This is a genomic window from Bradyrhizobium sp. CCBAU 45384, assembly GCF_028128665.1.
GTDB classification, from domain to species: domain Bacteria; phylum Pseudomonadota; class Alphaproteobacteria; order Rhizobiales; family Xanthobacteraceae; genus Bradyrhizobium; species Bradyrhizobium manausense.
On sequence record NZ_LBIZ01000109.1, the window covers coordinates 174,222 to 194,029 of the forward strand.

At 58.6% G+C, this 19,808-nt stretch carries 15 protein-coding genes; 9 read left to right on the top strand and 6 right to left on the bottom strand.

The genetic code is table 11. The features are described from left to right. Window positions 1-25: 25 nt before the first annotated feature. Window positions 26-898: an isocitrate lyase/phosphoenolpyruvate mutase family protein gene (locus tag XH80_RS20420; protein ID WP_271600117.1), complete on the bottom strand. Its 873-nt coding sequence runs from the start codon at window positions 896-898 to the stop codon at window positions 26-28. A 13-nt stretch (window positions 899-911) separates the two neighbouring features. Then, window positions 912-2,057 carry a pyridoxal phosphate-dependent aminotransferase gene (locus XH80_RS20425; RefSeq protein ID WP_442869165.1) on the bottom strand — a complete coding sequence of 382 codons (1,146 nt, stop codon included), beginning with the start codon at window positions 2,055-2,057 and terminating at the stop codon, window positions 912-914. A gap of 518 nt (window positions 2,058-2,575) precedes the next feature. On the opposite strand from XH80_RS20425, the gene XH80_RS20430 reads away from it, so the two are divergent. The 9 genes from XH80_RS20430 to XH80_RS20470 all read left to right on the top strand — a co-directional run bounded on the left by XH80_RS20430 (window position 2,576) and on the right by XH80_RS20470 (window position 12,849). Continuing rightward, window positions 2,576-3,757 (top strand): ABC transporter ATP-binding protein, encoded by a 1,182-nt coding sequence (locus tag XH80_RS20430; protein WP_271600118.1) that lies wholly within the window; start codon window positions 2,576-2,578, stop codon window positions 3,755-3,757. Further along, window positions 3,754-4,728, top strand: a complete 975-nt coding sequence (locus tag XH80_RS20435; RefSeq protein ID WP_271600119.1) for a carbohydrate ABC transporter permease — start codon at window positions 3,754-3,756, stop codon at window positions 4,726-4,728. Before XH80_RS20430 ends, XH80_RS20435 begins: the two co-directional genes overlap by 4 nt. Next, window positions 4,725-5,567, top strand: a complete 843-nt coding sequence (locus tag XH80_RS20440; RefSeq protein WP_271600120.1) for a carbohydrate ABC transporter permease — start codon at window positions 4,725-4,727, stop codon at window positions 5,565-5,567. Before XH80_RS20435 ends, XH80_RS20440 begins: the two co-directional genes overlap by 4 nt. 221 nt (window positions 5,568-5,788) lie before the next feature. Then, window positions 5,789-6,895 (top strand): aminotransferase-like domain-containing protein, encoded by a 1,107-nt coding sequence (locus XH80_RS20445; protein ID WP_271600121.1) that lies wholly within the window; start codon window positions 5,789-5,791, stop codon window positions 6,893-6,895. A gap of 16 nt (window positions 6,896-6,911) precedes the next feature. After that, window positions 6,912-7,967 carry a succinylglutamate desuccinylase/aspartoacylase family protein gene (locus tag XH80_RS20450; protein WP_271600122.1) on the top strand — a complete coding sequence of 352 codons (1,056 nt, stop codon included), beginning with the start codon at window positions 6,912-6,914 and terminating at the stop codon, window positions 7,965-7,967. Between the two features lie 77 nt (window positions 7,968-8,044). Continuing rightward, window positions 8,045-9,031 carry an alpha/beta hydrolase gene (locus tag XH80_RS20455; protein ID WP_271600123.1) on the top strand — a complete coding sequence of 329 codons (987 nt, stop codon included), beginning with the start codon at window positions 8,045-8,047 and terminating at the stop codon, window positions 9,029-9,031. A 71-nt stretch (window positions 9,032-9,102) separates the two neighbouring features. Next, window positions 9,103-10,329, top strand: a complete 1,227-nt coding sequence (locus XH80_RS20460; protein WP_271600124.1) for an extracellular solute-binding protein — start codon at window positions 9,103-9,105, stop codon at window positions 10,327-10,329. A 158-nt stretch (window positions 10,330-10,487) separates the two neighbouring features. Next, complete coding sequence (locus tag XH80_RS20465) at window positions 10,488-11,282, top strand: MBL fold metallo-hydrolase (protein ID WP_271600125.1); 795 nt, start codon at window positions 10,488-10,490, stop codon at window positions 11,280-11,282. An 85-nt stretch (window positions 11,283-11,367) separates the two neighbouring features. After that, the gene (locus XH80_RS20470; protein ID WP_271600126.1) at window positions 11,368-12,849 is read left to right on the top strand and encodes an alkaline phosphatase family protein; all 1,482 of its coding nucleotides are present in this window, start codon (window positions 11,368-11,370) and stop codon (window positions 12,847-12,849) included. A gap of 282 nt (window positions 12,850-13,131) precedes the next feature. Here the strand turns inward: XH80_RS20470 and XH80_RS20475 are convergent, their stop codons facing one another. From XH80_RS20475 to XH80_RS20490, 4 genes are all read right to left on the bottom strand, one after another. Further along, window positions 13,132-15,330 carry a hydantoinase/oxoprolinase family protein gene (locus XH80_RS20475; protein WP_271600127.1) on the bottom strand — a complete coding sequence of 733 codons (2,199 nt, stop codon included), beginning with the start codon at window positions 15,328-15,330 and terminating at the stop codon, window positions 13,132-13,134. Next, window positions 15,281-16,966, bottom strand: a complete 1,686-nt coding sequence (locus XH80_RS20480; RefSeq protein WP_271600128.1) for a hydantoinase B/oxoprolinase family protein — start codon at window positions 16,964-16,966, stop codon at window positions 15,281-15,283. Before XH80_RS20480 ends, XH80_RS20475 begins: the two co-directional genes overlap by 50 nt. Beyond that, a complete protein-coding gene (locus tag XH80_RS20485) occupies window positions 16,963-17,931 on the bottom strand; it encodes a thioesterase domain-containing protein (protein ID WP_271600129.1) in 969 nt (322 codons plus the stop codon). The genes XH80_RS20480 and XH80_RS20485 overlap by 4 nt, the downstream gene beginning before the upstream one ends. Before the next feature lie 194 nt (window positions 17,932-18,125). After that, window positions 18,126-19,391 carry an extracellular solute-binding protein gene (locus XH80_RS20490; RefSeq protein WP_271600130.1) on the bottom strand — a complete coding sequence of 422 codons (1,266 nt, stop codon included), beginning with the start codon at window positions 19,389-19,391 and terminating at the stop codon, window positions 18,126-18,128. Between the last annotated feature and the right edge of the window lie 417 nt (window positions 19,392-19,808).

A 19,808-nucleotide genomic window follows, 5' to 3' on the forward strand; every position in this document is an offset into this window, starting at 1 on the left:
TCCCTTGACATTTGACCGGAACTCGTTAGCGGAGAAACCGTGTCTCTGCTACTTTCACCTCGTCCATCTTCTGCAGCCTGAAAATCTCTTCAACGGGCAGAATGTCTTTGTGAACATTCTGCACGCCACCATCAGCGATGATCCGGCGGAAAATTTCTTGCATAGCCGTAGTCGCGGCCCGGATCCCGTAATTGCCGTAGATCATCATGCGAATGTTCCCAAGCGCCTTGACCCGGGCGGCGTCGAGCTCCGGGTAGGCATTTGGCACAATCACCAGTGGCACCGCCCCGGTCCACGCCCGCGAGAAGCCCTCTATCTCCGAAGGATTCTTCTTTTTGGAGTGAATTAGGATCATGTCCGCGCCGGCCTCCCGATAGGCGTTCGCCCGATGCAACGCTTCGGACTGGCCCAAGCCGGCTATGAGTGCCTCGGTGCGCGCGATGACTAGAAAGGCCGGATCACCTCTAGTGGCGATTGCAGCCTCAATCTTGCCCTGGAACTCTTCGACCCTTAGTAGCTCCTGGCGGCCGCCGGCGGCTAGGCTGGTGACCTTCGGAAATGTCTTATCCTCGATGACCACGGCGCTAGCGCCCGCTCGCTCATATTCGCGGATCGCATAGACCACGTTAATCGCGTTACCATAGCCTGTATCGATATCGGCAACGATCGGGAGGCTCGTTCTGGCTGCCATCGCTCGCAGCACATCGAGGTGCTGCGTCATCGTAATGAGGCTCATGTCAGCCAAGCCATAGAGCGCTGACAGCTCGAATCCCGACGCCCACAGCCCATCGAATCCTGCCTCTTCGGCTAGGATTGCGGAAAGGGGACTGTGAGCAGCCATGACATGAACGAGACCTGTCTCGGCTATACGGGCACGGAGGCGTTCGGCAGGCGACATCGGGAGGAGCCTTTCAGGACAGGGCGGCGCAAGCGGCGATAATGCGATCGCAGGCCCGGGTGAGATCCTCAGTCGAGGAAGCATACGAAATGCGAATGTAGGGCGACGCCATGAAACCGCTGCCGGGCACCACTGCAACAGAAAAGGCGTCGAGCAGATACATGGCAAAGTCCGTGTCTGTCTCGATCACCCTTCCACCCGGCGTACGCTTTCCAATCACACCAGCGCAGGAGGGGAAGACATAGAATGCACCATCGGGCGCGCGGCAGGAAAGTCCCTCGGCCTGCTTGAGTTTTTGGAGAACAAGGTCACGACGCTTCAAAAATGCTGACGCGAACTCTTGCACATGTTGCCGGCCGCCCGATAGAGCTGCCACAGCTGCATGTTGCGAAATCGAACTCGTATGGGAGGACGTCTGCCCCTGAATGATATTCATGGCTTTGATCAGTGCCACAGGGCCGGCGCCATAGCCGACGCGCCATCCGGTCATCGCATCGGCTTTTGAAACACCGTTGACGGTCAGGGTGCGCTCGTAAAGATCGGGTGCGACAGCGGCCATGGTGGCGAATTCGCAGCCATAGGTCAGCTTCTCGTAGATATCATCGGAGAGGACGTGGACTTGCGGGTAGCGACGCAGCACTGCCGCCAAGCCAAGCAATTCGTCTCGACTGTAGACTGCTCCCGTGGGATTGGAGGGGGAGTTCAACATCAGCCATTTGGTGCGCGAGGTGATGGCAGCCTCTAAGGCGTCCGGACGGAGTTTGAAGCCGTGCAATTCGCCGCAAGCTACGAGGAGCGGCGTTCCACCGGCGAGTTTGACCATATCGGGATAGGAGACCCAGCAAGGGGTCGGTATTACGACCTCGTCGCTTGGATCGAGGCTGGCAAACAATGCGTTGAAAACGACCTGCTTGGCGCCACACCCGACCGTGATCTGGTCTATGCTGTAGTCAAGCCCGTGGTCGCTGCTCAAGCTGTCGCGGATCGCCTTGCGGAGCTCTTTGATACCTGCAACGGGCGTGTATTTGGTGCGACCACGGCGGATAGCCTGAACGCCAGCCTCGCAAACAGCGCTCGGCGTCTCGAAGTCCGGCTCGCCTGCGCTGAGCGTTATCACGTCCGCCCCTGCCTCACGCAGCTCGGCGGCCCGTGCCGTCATTGCCTTGGTTTCCGATGGGCGGATGACTTTGAGACGTTCTGCAAGGAGGGGCACGGTGAAGGACCTTTTAGACCAGGAGGGACGTTCGGCCTTCCAACTATAGGCTGTTGGGCAATCAACCAATTTGACCAATCGCGTTTTTGATTTGATCCATCGAAAATTGAGATCAGTTCGCCCTCTCTCCATGGACTGCAGCTGCAGCTGCCACATGTCGCCAAACTAGAACGTCGCTCAGCGGGAGAAACGGCGTCCGCGATGCGCCGCGAATGACGCGACGGTGGAGAGGGGCAGCGCAAGGCGGCGCGGTAAAGATCGACCGATTGCGCGGACACAATTGAATTTGGGCAAATTGACGCTTTTCGTTCATAGCGATCGTTTCTTTGCAACATCCGATCGAAATCTTGAATGATTGTCATGCGAGCGTAGCAATACCGGGTTCTAAGACCAGCCAGACAAACAGCTCCGACGAACGACGGTGGTGGTCCGCACGCTTGTTCGTGACGGTGTAAGGGACGGCTATGGCATCCGTATCGATCAGCGGTATCCACAAAAGCTTTGGCGCGACACCAGTGCTTCGAGGAGTCTCCCTGTCGATCGCCGACGGCGAGTTCCTGACGCTTTTGGGTCCCTCGGGTTGTGGAAAATCGACGCTGCTGCGCATTTTGGCGGGGCTGGAGATACAGGACTCAGGTTCGCTCTCGATTGGCCCAGAGGCTGTCGATGGTCTCCGGCCCAAGCGGCGCGATGTTGCGATGGTGTTCCAGTCCTATGCGCTCTATCCGCATATGACGGTCGCCGCCAACATGGCGCTCCCACTTCGGATGCGCATGTTCTCGGCGGGCCAGAGGCTTCCCTTTTTCGGCCGGCTTATGCCTGGTTCGGCGAAGATCGAGGCCGAAATCGAAGCAGAAGTTACCCGCACGGCAAAGTCGCTCGGCATTGGCCATCTGCTCTCTCGCAAGCCCGGCCAACTCTCCGGCGGCCAACGCCAGCGCGTAGCCGTCGGACGAGCCATGGTGCGCCATCCAGCTGTGTTTCTGATGGATGAGCCGCTGTCCAACCTCGATGCCAAGCTACGGGTGCAGATGCGAGCCGAGATCAAGGAATTGCACCAGAGGCTCGGGGGCACGTTCGTCTACGTGACCCATGACCAGGCGGAAGCCATGACGCTGTCGGATCGAGTGGCGGTGATGCTCGAAGGCGAGCTGCTGCAGGTTGCTCCGCCCCAAGACATCTATGCTGATCCTGATGACCGCCGGATCGCCGAATTCATCGGTTCGCCCAAGATCAACATGCTCGATGGCATCGTGCGCGAGCGAGACCTCATCGACGTGGCAGGGTCTACGCTTGCCACCGAGGTCGATGCACTCCCAGGCACGCCGCTGACCCTTGGAATCAGGCCGGAAAGCTTGCACCTTAGCGATCATGCGGGCCATGGCACGCTCACAGGCTCCGTGCGGATGATCGAGCATATGGGCTCTGATCTGTTCGTCCACCTTGCTCTGGCCGGACTCGATGCTCCGTTCGTTGCAAGATTGCTTGCCGAACGGGCGCCTCACGTTCTGCCGGGGCAGACCCTCCATGTCGACGTTCGTCCCGATCGTGTGCTGCTCTTTGCGCGCAATGGGCGACGGCTGCGTCGGCAAGCCGAAGCCGGGACTCTGGCATCCGTTACACCCATTCGGGAAAACGTTCGATGAGCGGGGCAGGCGCGATCAGAGGGAGGCCGGAGGCGACGACATCGGCCGGCATCCAACCTGCTCTGCAAACGCTGTCCGCATCGCTGTCGAAGCGTCGTGCCCTTGCTGAAACGACAGCAGGATGGACGCTTGCAGCGCCGGCGGCGCTGCTCTTGCTCGGACTGTTCTTCCTGCCTGTCTTCGGCGTCTTCTTTATAGCGCTCACGGACTGGCAGTTCGGCGCGCGTTCGTTCTCCTTCGTGGGCTTGGCCAATTTTGAGGATGTCTTCGCTGATGCGGGATTTAGAACATCGCTTCTCAATACCCTGATCTACGTTCTGATTGTGGTGCCGGGGACAGTGGTCCTTGGCCTCGCGGTTGCCCTTCTGATTGAAAGCGGAAAGACCTGCCGCGCTTTCTATCGCGCCATTCACTTTTTGCCCTTTATGGCGACGCTCACCGCGATGGCGATCGCTTGGGAGGCGCTACTGCACCCCACAATCGGCCTCGTCAACCAGTCGCTTGCCGCGCTTGGCTTACCGACGGCGAATTGGCTACGCGACGAGACTACGGCACTGCCGGTCCTAGCGATGATCGGCATATGGCAAAACCTTGGCTACGCCATGGTTCTGTTTCTTGCAGGCTTAAAAAGCATTCCGCAGGATTTGTACGATGCGGCGGCCGTCGACGGCGCCGATATGTGGCTGGACCGGCTAAGAACTGTGACCCTGCCGATGCTTGGGCCGGTCTCGATGTTCGTCCTGATCGTGGTGGCGCTGAGGGCATTTGAGACCTTCGATACCGTGAAAGTCCTGACCCAAGGCGGCCCCGGTCACGCCTCGGAGGTGCTGCTTTACACCCTCTACCGTGAGAGCTTCGAATATTTGCGCACCGGTTACGGAGCCGCGGTCGCCGTCGTGTTCCTTGTGATTGTCGTGACGCTCACCTTGGTCCAGATGCGCGTTCTGGATAGAAAAGTGCACTATCAATGAGCCTCGCCAGATCGACGCTGTCGCCGCCAACCGGCGTTCTTCGCCATGCCGCCTTGCTGATGAGCGGAGCGCTTATCCTTGTCCCCTTTGTGTGGATGCTTTCGCTTTCAATCAAGCCGCCCGGCGAGATCTTTCGCGCTTCCTTTTCGCTCTGGCCGGTTCATTTCTATGGTGTCGAAAATTACACAAAGGCACTCACAGAGGTGCCTCTTCCGCGCTACATGGGCAATGGCCTGCTTGTCTGCGCCCTCATCTTGCTCCTGCAAATCTTGGTTTGCGCGCCGTGCGCCTACGCGCTTGCCAAGCTGAGATTTCCCGGACGCGACCTGCTTTTTGGCATGGTTCTGGTTGGTCTGTTGCTACCACATCAGGTCTTGTCATTGCCGCTGTTTGTTCTGGCAAGCCAGCTCGGCATTCTCAATACCTATGCCGCGCTTGTTTTTCCGTATGTGGTGTCGCCATTCGGCATTTTCCTGTTTCGCCAGTTCTTCAAGACGATTCCGGACGATGTCGTTCATGCCGCCCGTCTTGACGGGCTTTCTGAACTTGCCATCGTCTGGAGGATCATGGTTCCCATGGCGCTCCCCGCGCTCATTGCATTCGCCATCTTTTCGGTTGTCGGGCACTGGAACGATCTTTTCTGGCCGCTGATTGCGGTGCGAGACGAGTCTCTTATGCCGCCCCCGCTCGGCATAATGGCCTTCAAGAGCGAGGAGGCCGGCAACGACTACGGGCCGCTGATGGCAGCGGCAACCCTTGTCATTCTCCCCCTGGTCATCGCTTTCCTGGCTGCACAAAAGTGGTTTGTGGAAGGAATGACCGGCGGAGCCGTAAAGTAGGCGCGGAGACCGGAAATGCCTTCCACACGCCGATTGTTCCTGTCGGGCTGAGTTCGTTGATCCTGCCACTGACGCGGCGCCGGCGAGCATCCAAAACAAGCCGCCAAATCACAGCCCGCGCCAAGCTCTCGGGCGGAGAACACTGACGCCTGCATCGAATCCATGACCCACCAGATGCGCCTGCTCGAGACTTGCTAGGCATCCAATCCAAGGGCTCAACTATGATCCTCACCGATAAATCGAACGCGCTTCTCAACATGAGCGGCAATCTACCGCCAAAAGTCCCCCACGCTTTTGACGCCGTTTACAAAGCTGCCGTCCAAAACGTTCTGGAAGCATTCGCACCGAACGAACTCATAGGTGCGCACCAGTTCCGCGGTAGCCAACGCGACCGCAGCCTTGGCGCGCGTTTTCTTGGTCGGCGACTACCGCAGGTCCCCCCGGCTGACCGGGTCGTGGTTGCGAACGGCACGCAAAGTATTCTCATGATGCTCCTGGCCGGCCTTGTCGGCCGCAACGGTCGGCTCGCGCTTGAGTCCCTCAGCTATCCGACGCTGCTGCCCTTTGCTCGACAGCTCGGCTTTCAGCTTTCACCGGTAGCGATGGACGAGGAGGGCGTTCTGCCGGACCACTTCGAGGCGGTCTGTCGCTCGGAACGACCGGCAGCCTACTATGCCATGCCGACACTGCAGAATCCGACCACAGCAGTGATGAGCATAGAGAGGCGCCAAGCGATCGCCGAGATCTGCCGCCAATATGGCGTGACAATCATCGAAGATGACATCTACAGCCTGCTTCCAAAAAACGTTCCACCTCCATTGTCGACTTTCGCACCGGAGATCTCCTGGTACATCCTTGGGACTGCCAAATCGTTGGCGGCCGCGCTGAAGGTCGCCTATGTTCTCGCGCCGACTGCACGGGCCGCAGAAGAACGGTTTTGGCCCGGCGTGCGTGCCACCTACTGGATGTGCGCACCGATGAACGGAAGCGTTGTCTCCTCACTGATCGAGATGGGCGCCGTCGATGTCGTCATCGATGCGGTTCGAGAAGAGACGCGCGCTCGCCATACCTTGGTCGCCGACCGGCTTGGCAGCGCGAACATGCGTAGCCGGCCGGACTGCTTGCACGTCTGGCTCTCGTTGCCTGCGAACCGACCTGCAATAGAGTTTGTCGCAGGCGTGCGTGCACTCGGGGTGGAGGTCAGCGTGAGCAGTACTTACGCTATGGACAATGCGCCCCCCAACGCAGTTCGGTTCGGAATGGGTACCCCGCCGGACCGCGCTGCTTTCGAGCGCGGACTCGCTGCGATTGCAGATGTTTACCTTTAGTTGAGGGGAGCAGAGCATGGGCCCGCAAACTCAACAGTCGTCCAAGATATGGACAACAATCGACATCGACGCGCCAGGTAAACAGGCTGGCTTTCTCATGCTACCATTGGCTGTGCATGATCGCTCAGGCGATGATGCGGGCTACAATTGCGAGCCGATTCCAATTGTGACGATCCGCAACGGAGAAGGTCCGAGTGTGCTGCTCATGGCTGGCAATCACGGAAATGAGTACGAGGGCCAGATCATTCTCATGAAGTTGATCCGCGCACTGCGCTGCGAAGACGTACGCGGTCGGCTGATTGTACTTCCAGGTGCGAACGCGCCCGCCGTCCGAACCGACCGCCGCAATTCACCGCTCGATGATGGGAATCTGAATCGGCACTTCCCGGGAGGTCCGTCGGGCGGGCCGACCTCAATGATCGCGCATTATATCGAAAGTGAACTCCTGCCTCGCGTCGAATATGTCGTCGATCTCCATTCAGGCAGTCTCACCTTCGAATATTTGCCTTGCGCCGTGGTGGCCCGCCCAACAGGCTCAGATGATCTCAACGAAGCGCTAACACGTCTACGTGTCTTCGGCATGCCAATCGGCATGATCATTGAGCATTCGACAGGCGGCGACGGCGCGTTGATCGGCGCTTGCCGGCGGCAAGGGGTCAAACATCTTTCAACCGAGCTGGGGGGCGGGGGCAGCGTGGCCCCTCGCGCAATCGAGATGGCCGAGCATGGTTTGGCTCGGCTGCTTCACCATGTCGGCGCTACGAGCCGGCCTCTCCCCCACTGGCCGCCGCCGGAGTGCCGCCTGCTGAAGCGTGTTTCTAGCAGGGACTATGTCTATGCCGACGCCGCAGAGCGGGGGCTCTTTGAGCCGCTCGTTGGGCTCAACGACACCGTGTGCGAAGGACAGGTCGTGGGGAATATTCACTTTACGAGTACCCCCTGGCGGGATGCCGAACCAGTTATCGCCAAAGCTGATGGCGTGGTGCTCACCCGGCGAATCCCGGCTCGAACCGGGCGCGGCGACTGCGTTTTTGCACTAGGACGTGATTGGGTGCCGTCGTCTGGAAAGTGATGCCCACATTCCATAGCCGCCTTCAAAGCACCCAAATTTGAGGGACGTCCAACGTCCCCAGCGAGAAAGAGAATCTCATGTCTGCGCAGAGCACCGAAGACGGGCGGGCCGTCTCAATCGACTTGATAGATCCCGATATGGCGATCGCCATGGCCAAGGTGGCAGAAATGGTCGCAGCTGATGGCGGAGCGCCTACCACCTTCCAAGGGGACCGCGACCAGCAAACAAGGTTTGCTCCGTTCTGGAATGAGGGTTCTCCTGACGTCGAGACGATCCTGCCATTGACGATCCTCGGCCCACAAGGACCGCTTCGCGCCCGCCTGTACAGGAACGGTTGGAAACGTGTTCCACTAACGCTGTTCATGCACGGGGGCGGTTTCGTTCGGGGCTCGCTCGACCATTGCGATTGTATCTGCCGGAGGATGGTTGCCCAGGGCGATCTCGCCGTTATCTCGACTGAATACAGCCTCGCTCCAGAACACCCCTATCCGGCGGCGCTGGAAGATATGGTCTCAGCGCTTGATCAGGTATTCACCCTGGCCGAAGACCATGGGCTGGATCGAAGCCGCATCTCCGTTTGTGGAGGATCGGCAGGTGCAGCGCTTGCCTTGACATCGACGCTCCGGCGCCGCGACGAAGGGAAGGAGCTTCCGGTCGGCATGGCACTCTTTTACGGCGTCTATGACATCATGAACGCCGAAAGGCCCAGTTATCGACTGTTCGGAAGCGGACAATTCGGCATGTCCAAGGCTCGCATGGAGCATTATGTCCGGGCTCTCGTACCAAAAGGCATTTCTCCTTTCGATCCCTACCTTGCCCCCCTACACGCCGACCTCAAGCGATTGCCACCCGTCTGGATGGGTATCGCCGAGCTCGATGTTCTTCGGGATGAGCAGCTCGAAATGGCCGAGCGGCTCCAAGCAGCAGGGGTCTCAGTTGATCTACAGCGCTACGAAGGCCTGATCCACGGCTTTGCCAATCGCGCCCGCCTCATTCCGCGCGCCGATGCCGCTATTGGGAGTGCCGCACGATTTCTGGCGGCGTTGCCCGCCGCCAGGATTTGAAGGCGACGCCCGATAGCTACAGCCTTGCTTTCCTGCAAACCTGGTGCACAAGGTTGAGATCTGAACCTCCGATGATGATCAAAAAATCAATTCTCTTGCTCATCTGTTTGGACGCCGCTCTCATCGGCCAAGCCCACGCCACTAATGTGGACGTTCTAACATTGGGTTCCCTGATACCAGCCCAATCTATCGAGACCTTCAAGGCCGACAATCCGAGCATCGACCTGAAGGTGCGTCCGGCTGCCAGCGATTATGACGATCTTACCCAGCGCCTGCTGCGAGACAACGTGGTCGGCACAGTACCTGACGTTATTTTTCAGGGCTATAACCGTTCTGAACTGACGATCCGCAGAGGTTTGGCAATTCCGCTCACGCCGTTCCTTAACCAGGATAAAGCCTGGGCCGATACCAGCTACGAAGCCATTTCTAACGAGCTCTGCCGCAGCGGCGATACACCTTACGGACTGCCATACATCGTCTCTGTGCCGATCCTCTATTACAACGCCGATCTCGTCCACAAGGCAGGCGGCGACCCTGACCACTTGCCAAATACCTGGCCAGAGATCACGGCTCTCGCTGCCAAGATCACTGCTCTCGGGAATAACCGGATCGGCGGCTACTTCGATTACGCCGCGGCCGGCAACTGGACCTTCATGGCCCTGATCGAATCCCAAGGTGGACGGATGATGTCCGCCGACGATCGCACGATCACCTTCAACGGACAGGAAGGCTTGCGCGCCCTCGAAATTGTACGCGATTTCGGCAAGGCTGGCCAAATAGATATGCCACGTGAACAAGCTTATCAGGCATTCTCAGCCGGAACGGTGGGAATGCTCGTGACCTCGAGCGGATTTCTGAAGACGCAGCTCAAACAGGCCAAGTTCGATCTGCGCACGACGCCGATTCCGATCACAGACAATGGCCGCGTGCCGGCGGGCGGCGGCTGTATCATGATGCTCGCTCGCAACCCCGACCAACAGAAGGCAGCCTGGACTTTCATGAAATTCATGGAGAGCATGCCTGTCCAGCACCTGGTCTCAGATGTAACGAGTTATGTGCCGGGTAACCGGAAGGCAACTGCCGACCTCGAAGCATCGATACCGCCTCAAGATGCACGGATAGCCTCAATACGGGCCTCAACGAAGGCCGGGGGATGGTATTCGTTCCCAGGAGACAATTCGCTCAGGATCACGGATCGAATTCGCGTGCTGCTCCAGGAGGTCGTGACACTTCGCCGGTCCCCGGAAGAGGCTCTGGAGGAGATGACTAAATCAGTCCAACAGTTGCTCCCGAAATGAGATGCCGGCTGAAAGAGACTGGCACTCCGGCGGCCGTTGCCCCTGGGTCAGCGAGCGCAGCAATCGAGCATTGGTGAGCCTCGTTGTCTGGATAACCCTTCGTCAGCTCGCCAATCCGCAACAACATCTCCCGTTCCCGTCTACCAAAAGCAATCGCCATGACTAAATCACTCTACATGGTTCGATTTCATGGTGTCGCCGCTTATGAAATCGTGTCAGCTGACGGCAAGCGCATTTTGCTCGACCCGTTCTTTACGGGCAACCCGGCGTGTTCGATCGAGGTGAAAGACTTCGAGCGTGTTGACCTGATCATAGTGACGCATGCGGCTCGCGACCACTTGGGCGACACCCCCGCCATCGCAAAACTTACCGGCGCATCCGTCCTGTGCGGCAACGAAGTCCAGGCTTACCTCAGGACCATGAACGTCCCTGCATCTCAAATTCGGCCGACCGCCTGGGGCATGCGTCTGGAGATCGCTGGCCTTGAGATCCAAACGCTGGAATGCCGCCATTGCTCAGGCGTGAGCATGCCGGACGGATCTTTTGTCTCGGGTATTCCACTCGCCTTCATTATCGAACTCGGAGACGGCATACGCTGGTATCATCCCGGCGATACGTCGTTGTTCTCCGACATGCGCCTGCAGGGTGAGCTCTACAAGCCGACCATCGGTTCTCTCGGGATAGCCAATCCAACCGGTATTGCAGATGAGAGGCCCGGTCGCAAACTCACGACCGACCTTTCACCGCGGGAAGGCGTCCTGGCAGCACAATGGCTTGGTTTGAAGACGGTCTTGCCCTGCCACTACACCGACCAAGACGACCCGCTGGTCCACCAATTCGAACGATGCCTCTCGGATGCGAGAGCTCGAGGTGAGCGCGTCCCAGACTCGCTCGTCTTGGCCCCAGGAGAGTGGATCAGCTTAGATTCAGACGGATGTGTTAGGCGACACTGAGTCTGCAAACAACCCCAATCAGCACGCGCAAACCTGCAAGCGCTATCGACTCGAAGCGTAAAGCCCTCACGGAACGGAATTGCGGATGTTTGAATCGCCTCGAATTCTCGTCGTCAGCTTCGACGGGCTCCGCCCGGACCTGGTCAGCGCGGAGCTGACCCCCAATCTGTGGCGACTGAAAGGGAGGGGTGTGACACTCGCAAACCACCGCACCGTCTATCCAAGCGAAACCCGTTCTGCTTTCCCAAGCCTCGTCACCGGCGCAACACCGGACCGACACGGAATGGTTGGCAACAAATATGTCGATCGTGCGCGCTCTCCATTTCGCTATATCGATACCTCCGATGCAGTCCTCCTGCGCCAACTCGATCTAGAGAGCGGCGGCAATTTGTATTCGGCGCCCTCACTCGGCGAGCTCCTGGCCAGAAATGGTCGAAGCCTTGCCGTTCTCTCCACCAATACGGCAGGTACGACACGGCTCTTTCACCACAAGGCTGAGGACTTCGGGCATATACGTCTGTCCGGCCACTTCAAAGAGGCCTGTACGCCTGAGAACGTTCTTGCCGACATCGAGGCGCAGCTCGGTCCATTGCCCCCAGCGCTTCCAAAGACGGAGCCGGACCGCGCTGGCCAGGATTGGATTACTTCCGCTTTCTTGCATTTCATATGGCCCAGGTGTCGACCCGACGTCACGATTCTCTCGTTTGGAGAACCCGACGTAACGTCTCATTTCCACGGCACGGGTGCGGGAGAGACCAAATCGATCATCGCACATTGCGATCGGCAGTTCGGCCGCGTGCTCGATTGGTGGGACGCCGAGGGCAGGGCAGCCGGCGTACAGATTTTTGCTATATCCGATCATGGTCATATCACCGGTCATACGCGGGTCTCTATTGCTGACGGCCTGCGTCAGGCTGGCTTCAGCCCAGGAGTAGCGCCGGCTACGGGCGTTGATGTGGTCGTCGTGCCAGGACAAGTCGGTGCACTCTATCTCGGTGAGCCTGATGAGGCGAAACTGAAGAGCCTGGTTGCAACTATTACGACCGAGCCATGGTGTGGCTCGGTCTTCACGCGTGCCAGAGATGCGATCCACGGGATTGCGCCGGGAAGCTTGTCAAGGCACCTCGTCTTTGCAGATCATCCTCGCGCCCCGGACGTTGCGTTTTCCTTCCGGACCGACGACAGCATCGACGAATTCGGTCTTGTTGGAGGCACATTCTATGACAACGATCGGAGGACCGGCCTCGGCCTGCATGGCGGTCTTCATCCAAAGGAACTTGCCGCACTCGGTCTCGCGGCAGGCACCGCATTTCCCGCAGCCGGGACCTCGTCCTCCCTGCCTTCCGGAATTTGCGATGTGGCGCCCACCGTCCTACATCTGCTTGGGCTAGACAGACCTGCGACTATGACAGGCAGGGTGCTACGTGAACTGCTCGAGCCGTCTCATGGCTGCGGCATCACTCGCGAGGAGGCCTTCGAAGCGCATCTCGGATCTTATCGACAATTGCTCAAGCGCGCGCATGTTGGCGAGGCCAGCTACCTTGTCGGTGGCTGGGTTTCATCTTGAGGAAAATCTCTAATTTTTCGAAATGGCCTCAGGTTGAGGCGTGCGGCAATCTAACTCGCAAACTTCCTACATTGCCTTTGCCGTATCACGCCGTTTGTTGCAGACTGGCCAGGATCGATCGCAGGGACACATCGGCATGACCGCCGGTTCGTTGTGGCGGGGCCGTTTTTTCGACCCGAGCAGTCGTTGCCCCCGGGTTTCAGGACGCTCCTGAATGGCCTAAATGGATCGGCTCGGTGGGAGGCAACATGACGCCAAGGCCGAGCACGGAGGCCTCCCGCTTTAGGCGCGTGACAGCTCCTCTGATTTGACTGCCTCCAGCCTGACGCCTCGGCTGAGAGGGCTGGTTTGCGCCGAACCTTCCGCAATATCGATGATGAGACTGAGCGAGGGATCGACCTCCACTTTACAGCCAGGTCCGATGACCGTGGTGGACTCGCGCTCTTCGACGACCGCAGGCCCCTCAAACTTCATTCCCGGGCGTAGGCGATAACGGTCGAGGACATCAGCCGCCAAAAATCCGTGCTCGCCGAAATAGACCTGTCTGGATGCTTTTCGCAGTTCGCCTACATGGCGCTCGGGGCCCGCGAAGCGCAAGCTCACCTCGGGGGCCGGACCGACCGCCTCAAGGCGCCAAGTCAGCGCTTCGATCGGTACGCCAACGACGCTCCGTCCAAACCGAAGCTCGTAGGCCTTTCTGAACCGGCCGATGAGCGAATCTGCGGTTGCTGCGTCCAGGATACCGTTGGGAACGTCGACCGGGACCTCGAAACCCTGTCCGAGATAGCGCATGTCCACGCTCCGCCGAAAGCTAACGCAATGAGGCGCAATGCCACTGCCTGTGAGAAACGCGCTTGCCTCCTGCTCCATAGCCTCCAGCAAGCCGTTAACGCGCGGCCAATCCAAAGCTAAAACACGTGCGCTGTAGCTGCGTGACAAAGTGATCGCCGGTGCGGCCACGAGAAAGCCTAGCGCAGACATGACCCCTGCGCCGAGTGGAACGACCAGACGCTTGATCCCCAACAGGCGAGCCAGCGAATGTGCATGGACCGGACCTGCTCCGCCGAACGCAAGAAGCGCGTATTGGCGAGGATCGCGCCCTTTCTCCGCAATATAAATGCGCATGGCGGCCGCCATTTTTTCATCAACAATCCTGCGGATCCCAACCGCGGCCTCAACGACTTCAAGTCCGAGCGGTTCGGCGATGTGCTTAGTAAGCGCTCGCTCTACCGCGGCCATGTCGAGCGTCATCTCGCCCCCGAGAAAATAATCCGGTGATAGATAACCGAGAACAAGATCAGCGTCTGTCACCGTTGGGAGGCTGCCTCCCCGACCGTAGCAAACCGGTCCCGGCTCGGATCCCGCGCTCTCAGGGCCGACCTTGAGCAGACCCATTTGGTCGACCCGCGCAATCGACCCGCCGCCGGCGCCGATCTCGATGAGGTCGATAACCGGAATTTTCAAGGGCAGCCCCGATCCCTTCTGAAAACGGCTGACTCTGGCTGTCTCAAATTCGTTCGAACGCTCAGGTTGGCCACACTCGATCAAACACATTTTGGCGGTCGTGCCGCCCATATCGAAGGAGATCAGATCGGGGATCTGAGTGATCCTGCTGTAGAAGGCGGCCGCGGTCGCCCCGGCAGCCGGACCCGATTCGATCAGCTGAATTGGCTCCGACTCGGCAGCTTCCAGTCCTGTGAGACCTCCACCGGACAACATCAACGAGAGCGAGCCGAAAAAGCCTCTCTTACGAAGACCGCCCTCAAGCCGCCTCACGTAGCGATTCATCATCGGCTGTACATATGCGTTGGCGCACGCCGTATTGCCGCGCTCGTACTCGCGGATCTCTGGCGCAATACCGTGGGAGACAGTTATGGGCACGCCTGGCAATTCCGACGCCAGAATCTGCTTTGCGCGCCGCTCGTGAGCCCCGTTGGCATAGCTATGCAGGAAGCAGACTGCGATCGCTTCGACAGAGTCGGCCTTGAACTGCTGGGCTGCGGCTCGGACATCGGCTTCCACGAGCTCCGAGATGACCTCACCCGTAGCATTGATTCGTTCACTTGCCTCCAGCCGTAAACGCCGAGGCACCAGCGGTTCGGGCCGCCGCAAGAATAGATCGTGCCTGTCGTGGCGGATCTCCTTGCCAAGTTCTAGGAAATCGCGGAACCCTCGCGTCGTCAAAAGTCCGATCTTTGCGCCCCGTCGTTCGATGATGGTGTTTGTGACCAGGGTCGTTCCGTGAACGAGGTGACCAACGTGTTCTATTGCGCGGTGGGACTGGTCCAAAAGTCGCTCCAGTCCTTCCAGGATCGCACGGCTTGGGTCCACGTGTGTCGTAAGCTGCTTACCAAGAAAGATCGTCCCGGTCTGCGGGTCGACGAGTACCAAATCTGTAAACGTCCCTCCGACATCGACGCCTATCCTAACGTTATCTCCTGACCGCTGATTCACCTGCAATCTCCTCAAGCCGTACGCCATAGTCCCGCTCTAAACCGGCAATCGTTACATAACCGTCCTTCAGGTCGCGCAGCATCTCGTCATGGGCGCGCTTCGAAGGATCTCCAAAGCCACCAGCTCCGGCATAGCGCAAGATCAATCGCTGTCCTGGCGATAGAACGCTGCGTGATTTCGGATGCGGCTCCGATCCGTCTTGCCGCCGAATCGAAACAGCTGCGCCGCGCCGTCCGCCCATCAGGCCCTCGGGCGGATTTTTCTGACGGTCAGCCATCAAGGAAAGCTGGATGTCTCCGTTGGCAACGACTTCGACTTCGATCTCCTGACCAAGCCCCCCGCGGTACTGGCCAGCTCCGCCAGAATCGGCGATGAGCTCCTTGCGCCAAACGATCAACGGAGCTGCAACTTCAAACGCCTCGATGCTTCCACAACCCGTATTGGTCGGGAACGGCGTACAGGAATGACCGTCAGAACGAGCGCTTGCTCCCATCCCGCCACTGCCGAACAATACTTGCGAGAAGCGGTTTCCAAAACGATCATTGCCGCTGAAAACCGAGCGCAGAGTTGGCGCCGTCCCTGACTCAGCGATGACCTTGTCCGGAATCACCTGGGCCAAGCACTTGTAAATCGCTCCGGCAAGCAGGTGACCGGTGAGCTGCCGCGCGTTGCAAGCCGCCGGGTAGATTGGATTGAGAATGCTGCCCTCAGGAGCAGTCACGATGATCGAACGGTACGATCCTTCGTTACGAGGCGTTGTAGGGTCAAGCGCACACTTCAAAGGATAGACCGACAACGCGTAAGTGAAGTTCATAACCGAGTTCAAGCCACGCGCGATCTGCTTTGAGCTCCCCGCATAGTCGACATGAAGCTCCGAACCGTACACCTTTACTGCGCAAGCGATCCGGGTCTCCTCCCCATCGTAGCCGTCTGCCACCAGGACTGAACGATAAGTGCCATCGGGCAGATCGTCGATCGCCGCTCTCATCGCACGGTCGGCGCGATGCTGCAACGCAGCCGATATTGCCGTGAGATCTTTAAGACCGGACACTTCAAAAAAGTCAGAAATCTTACGAGCGCAAACCGCATGCGCGGCAACCTGAGCATAGAAATCTCCGATGACCTGTTCGGGGACCCTCACGTTAGCTCGAATAAGCGAGGCAAGGTCGTGATTTTCCTCGCCTCGTCGCAGGAATTTGGTCGGCGGAATGCGGATTCCCTCCTCAATCACCTCGCGACAATCTGCTGAGAAGAGCGCGCCCCCGATGTCGGGCAGATGGGCCATAGATCCGGAAAACCCAATCAGTCGGCCGTGACGAAAAATGGGAGCAAGCATTGCAAGATCCAGGAGGTGCCCAGCGGTCATCCAGGGATCGTTGGTGACGATGCAATCTCCCTCTTGCCAGTCTTCAATCGGTATTTGGGCCAAGCATTGGCGCAGGGTTCTGGGCAGAATGCCGACAAAGGACGGCGTTCCGATGTTGGTGTCGGCGATACTGTCTCCATCTGCATCCATTAGAACGACTGTGAAATCATTTGATTCCCGCACAACCGTCGAGAACGCCGTCCTAAGGAGCGCAACAGCTGCCTCATCGACGACCGAGAGCAGCCGGCTCCAGAAAATCTCGAGCTCGATCGGGTCGAAATCCGCGCCTGCCTTCATGTATTTCCTATCCGCATTTCGGAACTGCCAAACAGATCCAGAGCGCTCCGTATCTCCTCGTGGAGGTCCTCCAGGTGAGATACGGTGGCACGTGCGCCGTGCGCTCCGACGAAGAAGAAATGCCCGCCGGGTAGGTACCTGGCCAGACGCCTCGGCAGGTCAACGACGCGATCCCGTAGACGCAACCAATCATGCGTGGAGAGCTGGGAAGGCGCCAATTTCGGAACGACGTTGTGCAGAACGCTTTTGATAGTGATGGATCCCCAGACCGCCTCGTCCGCGAGTGCATGGCGATAGTCTCGCGAATCCATCGGAATAATCGCCGCGCATATTGGGTAGTCGACGCCAGAGAAGCTGCACGCCTGCAGAAACGCACCGGGCAAATCGCTGGTCACCTCTTCATTGAAGAAGGGCGCCAGCTCAGGTCCCCACAAGCCTGGCGGTACATTCGTCCGGTAGAAAGGCCCGAACATATCGGGGGCGATGACAGTGTGCCCTTCGGCTTTAGCGATTGCGACGAGCTCTTGCAACCACCGCTCATCTCTGGTCAGGCCGTCTCTCGTTCCAGCCGAGAGGTCCCACAGTCCGTTCGGCGCAAGACGCTCCGGCGGCCCGAAGCTATCGTCAGTGCGGGGGAATGGCGGTGTTGCACATAGAGAAACAAAGCACTCAAGCTCCTGTCCCTGGAGGCGCAGTGCACGGGTCAGCGCAAAGGCGAGCTTGCCGCCCATGCTCCAGCCAGCGGCAATGATCGGACGCCCCTTGTCTTGGCCTACCGTCTCAGCAACAAGAGTTGCAAGCGCCGAAGCCCAGCTCTCCAGGTCTAGATCAGACTTCGGACTTACGAGCGCCGGATGGTCGCCCGGGTAGGTTGCTGCCACCAGACCCCAGCCTTTCCGCTCCAACCAGTAGTCCAGGAAATCGCTCGCGTTCCCACTGGGATGGCCGTACGCAATGCGCGCCATCACGCCGCCCCCGGTTAGAAATATGACCAGAGGCTTGGTGGGGTCTCCTGGTCGACCATAGACCAACATCGGGGTCGCATTGATGCTTGACCGCACTTCACCAGGGAAGAGTTCGGACTGCGACTTGGTACATTGCGTTTGAACCATCGTTTTCGAGCTTCACCTTCAAGCTTGCTGAATGAAGAGACCGGGGTCTAAAGGAGCTTTTTGGTTTGCGCCGCCATCTCAGCCAATGCCTGCTTAGGCTCCGAGCGCTGGGTAACGACCTTGCGCATCTCTTCCGCCATCATGTCGACGATCTTGACAGTGTTGTCGCTTGGAAACGAAAACTGATCGCCCGTAATCGACATCCGCTCAGGGAGTGAGCGGTGGTACGGGTGCTCGGCAAGATAGGCTTCGAGAAACTTCGGATCCTTGAGAGCAATCGTATTGATCGGGAGGTAGCCGGTGTGCTTGGCGAGGATGGCTTGGCCTTCCGGGCCGGCTGCGAAACTGATAAAATCCCACAGCCGCCGTTGGCGCTCGGCATCCTTGGTAAAGATGAAGAAGCCGTGCCCAGCGCCAACAAGCTTTCCGTGTGGGTCGGGCACAGGCAACTGGCCAATCTGCAGCTCGAATTTGCCCGAGGCTGCCTTCGCTACCGAGTTGATGCCGCTTGCTGTTCGGATATGCACCCCGGTCATTCCGGAGTTGAAGGCTTGCCGGGCCTGGTCCTGCGTCATGTCTACATTGTTGGTCAGGCCGAACTGGGCAAGAATCTGCAGCGTCTGCAGTCCTTCGACCGAAGTAAAGGTAATCGCGGTCTGCGCCGGATTCATCATATTGCCGCCTAGTGTTGCGAGAATGTTCTGAAACATCCATGCATTGGTGGACATGTATTCGATATAGCCGCCGTTGACGCTTTCTCCGAGGCTCGCAACGCGCTTTCCAGTCTCAATGATTTCGTCCCAAGTTGTCGGCAGCTCGCCTTTCTTGTATCCGGCCCGTCTCAAGAGCCCCATGTTGTAGTAGACAACCGGGATCGTCGTCCCGAACGGCAAGGAATAGGTCTTTCCTTTGACTTGGGTAGCTTCGATCAATGGTTGCGACAGGCCCATACCAACGAGAGTCTTCGCATCTTCCGTGAATGCATCCATCGGCTGCGCTATGCCGCGCCTGGCGAGGATGCCCGCATAGGTCAAAGATTGCCAAGTCGCATCCGGCAAATCATTTACCAGAGCCGAACGGAATGTGCTTTGCAGCAGCGGATCCCAGTTGTCGCCCCCCGCAATAAAGTCGACCGCTACGCCAGGATACTTGGCGGAGAATTGCTGCCCGAGCTCGGCCAGCATCTTCAGATAGGGCGGCGCGCCATGGCTGACCGTCAGTCTCGTTGTCGCTGCGTGAACTATGGCTGGACAAGTAACTGACCCAATAGCAAAAGCTCCAGACAAGATGAATTTTCGTCGCGTGATCCGCATTGCTTAATCCTGTGGTTTTGAGGAGCCCTGTTTCCGACCAAGATCACGCGTACTCAGGCCGTGTACCGTTCATCTTGGCTCAATTCTGTTGGGACGTGGCGCACGCCACCCACTAGCCCGATCTCCAGTCGATGTTGGTGCCCGACTGACTTAAGACCGCCTTTTCACGTCGTCACCTCACCCGCTTTTATAAGAGCTGTGGCCGAGGAAACAGCCTGCGCTGTGTAGGGCTAGCGGTCGCAGATAGCTGGGCTTCGGTTGGTCGCGCCTGAGAGGCTGTCTCTATCTCTCGGCTTAAGACTTTCGAAATTGCATCTCGATCTCTTCCTAGGCACCGGCGCGTCCGTCTTCCAACAGTAAGAAGCGGGATTTGCTACGCTTGAATGACGCGCATCTAATTTTGCGATGTATTTGCTC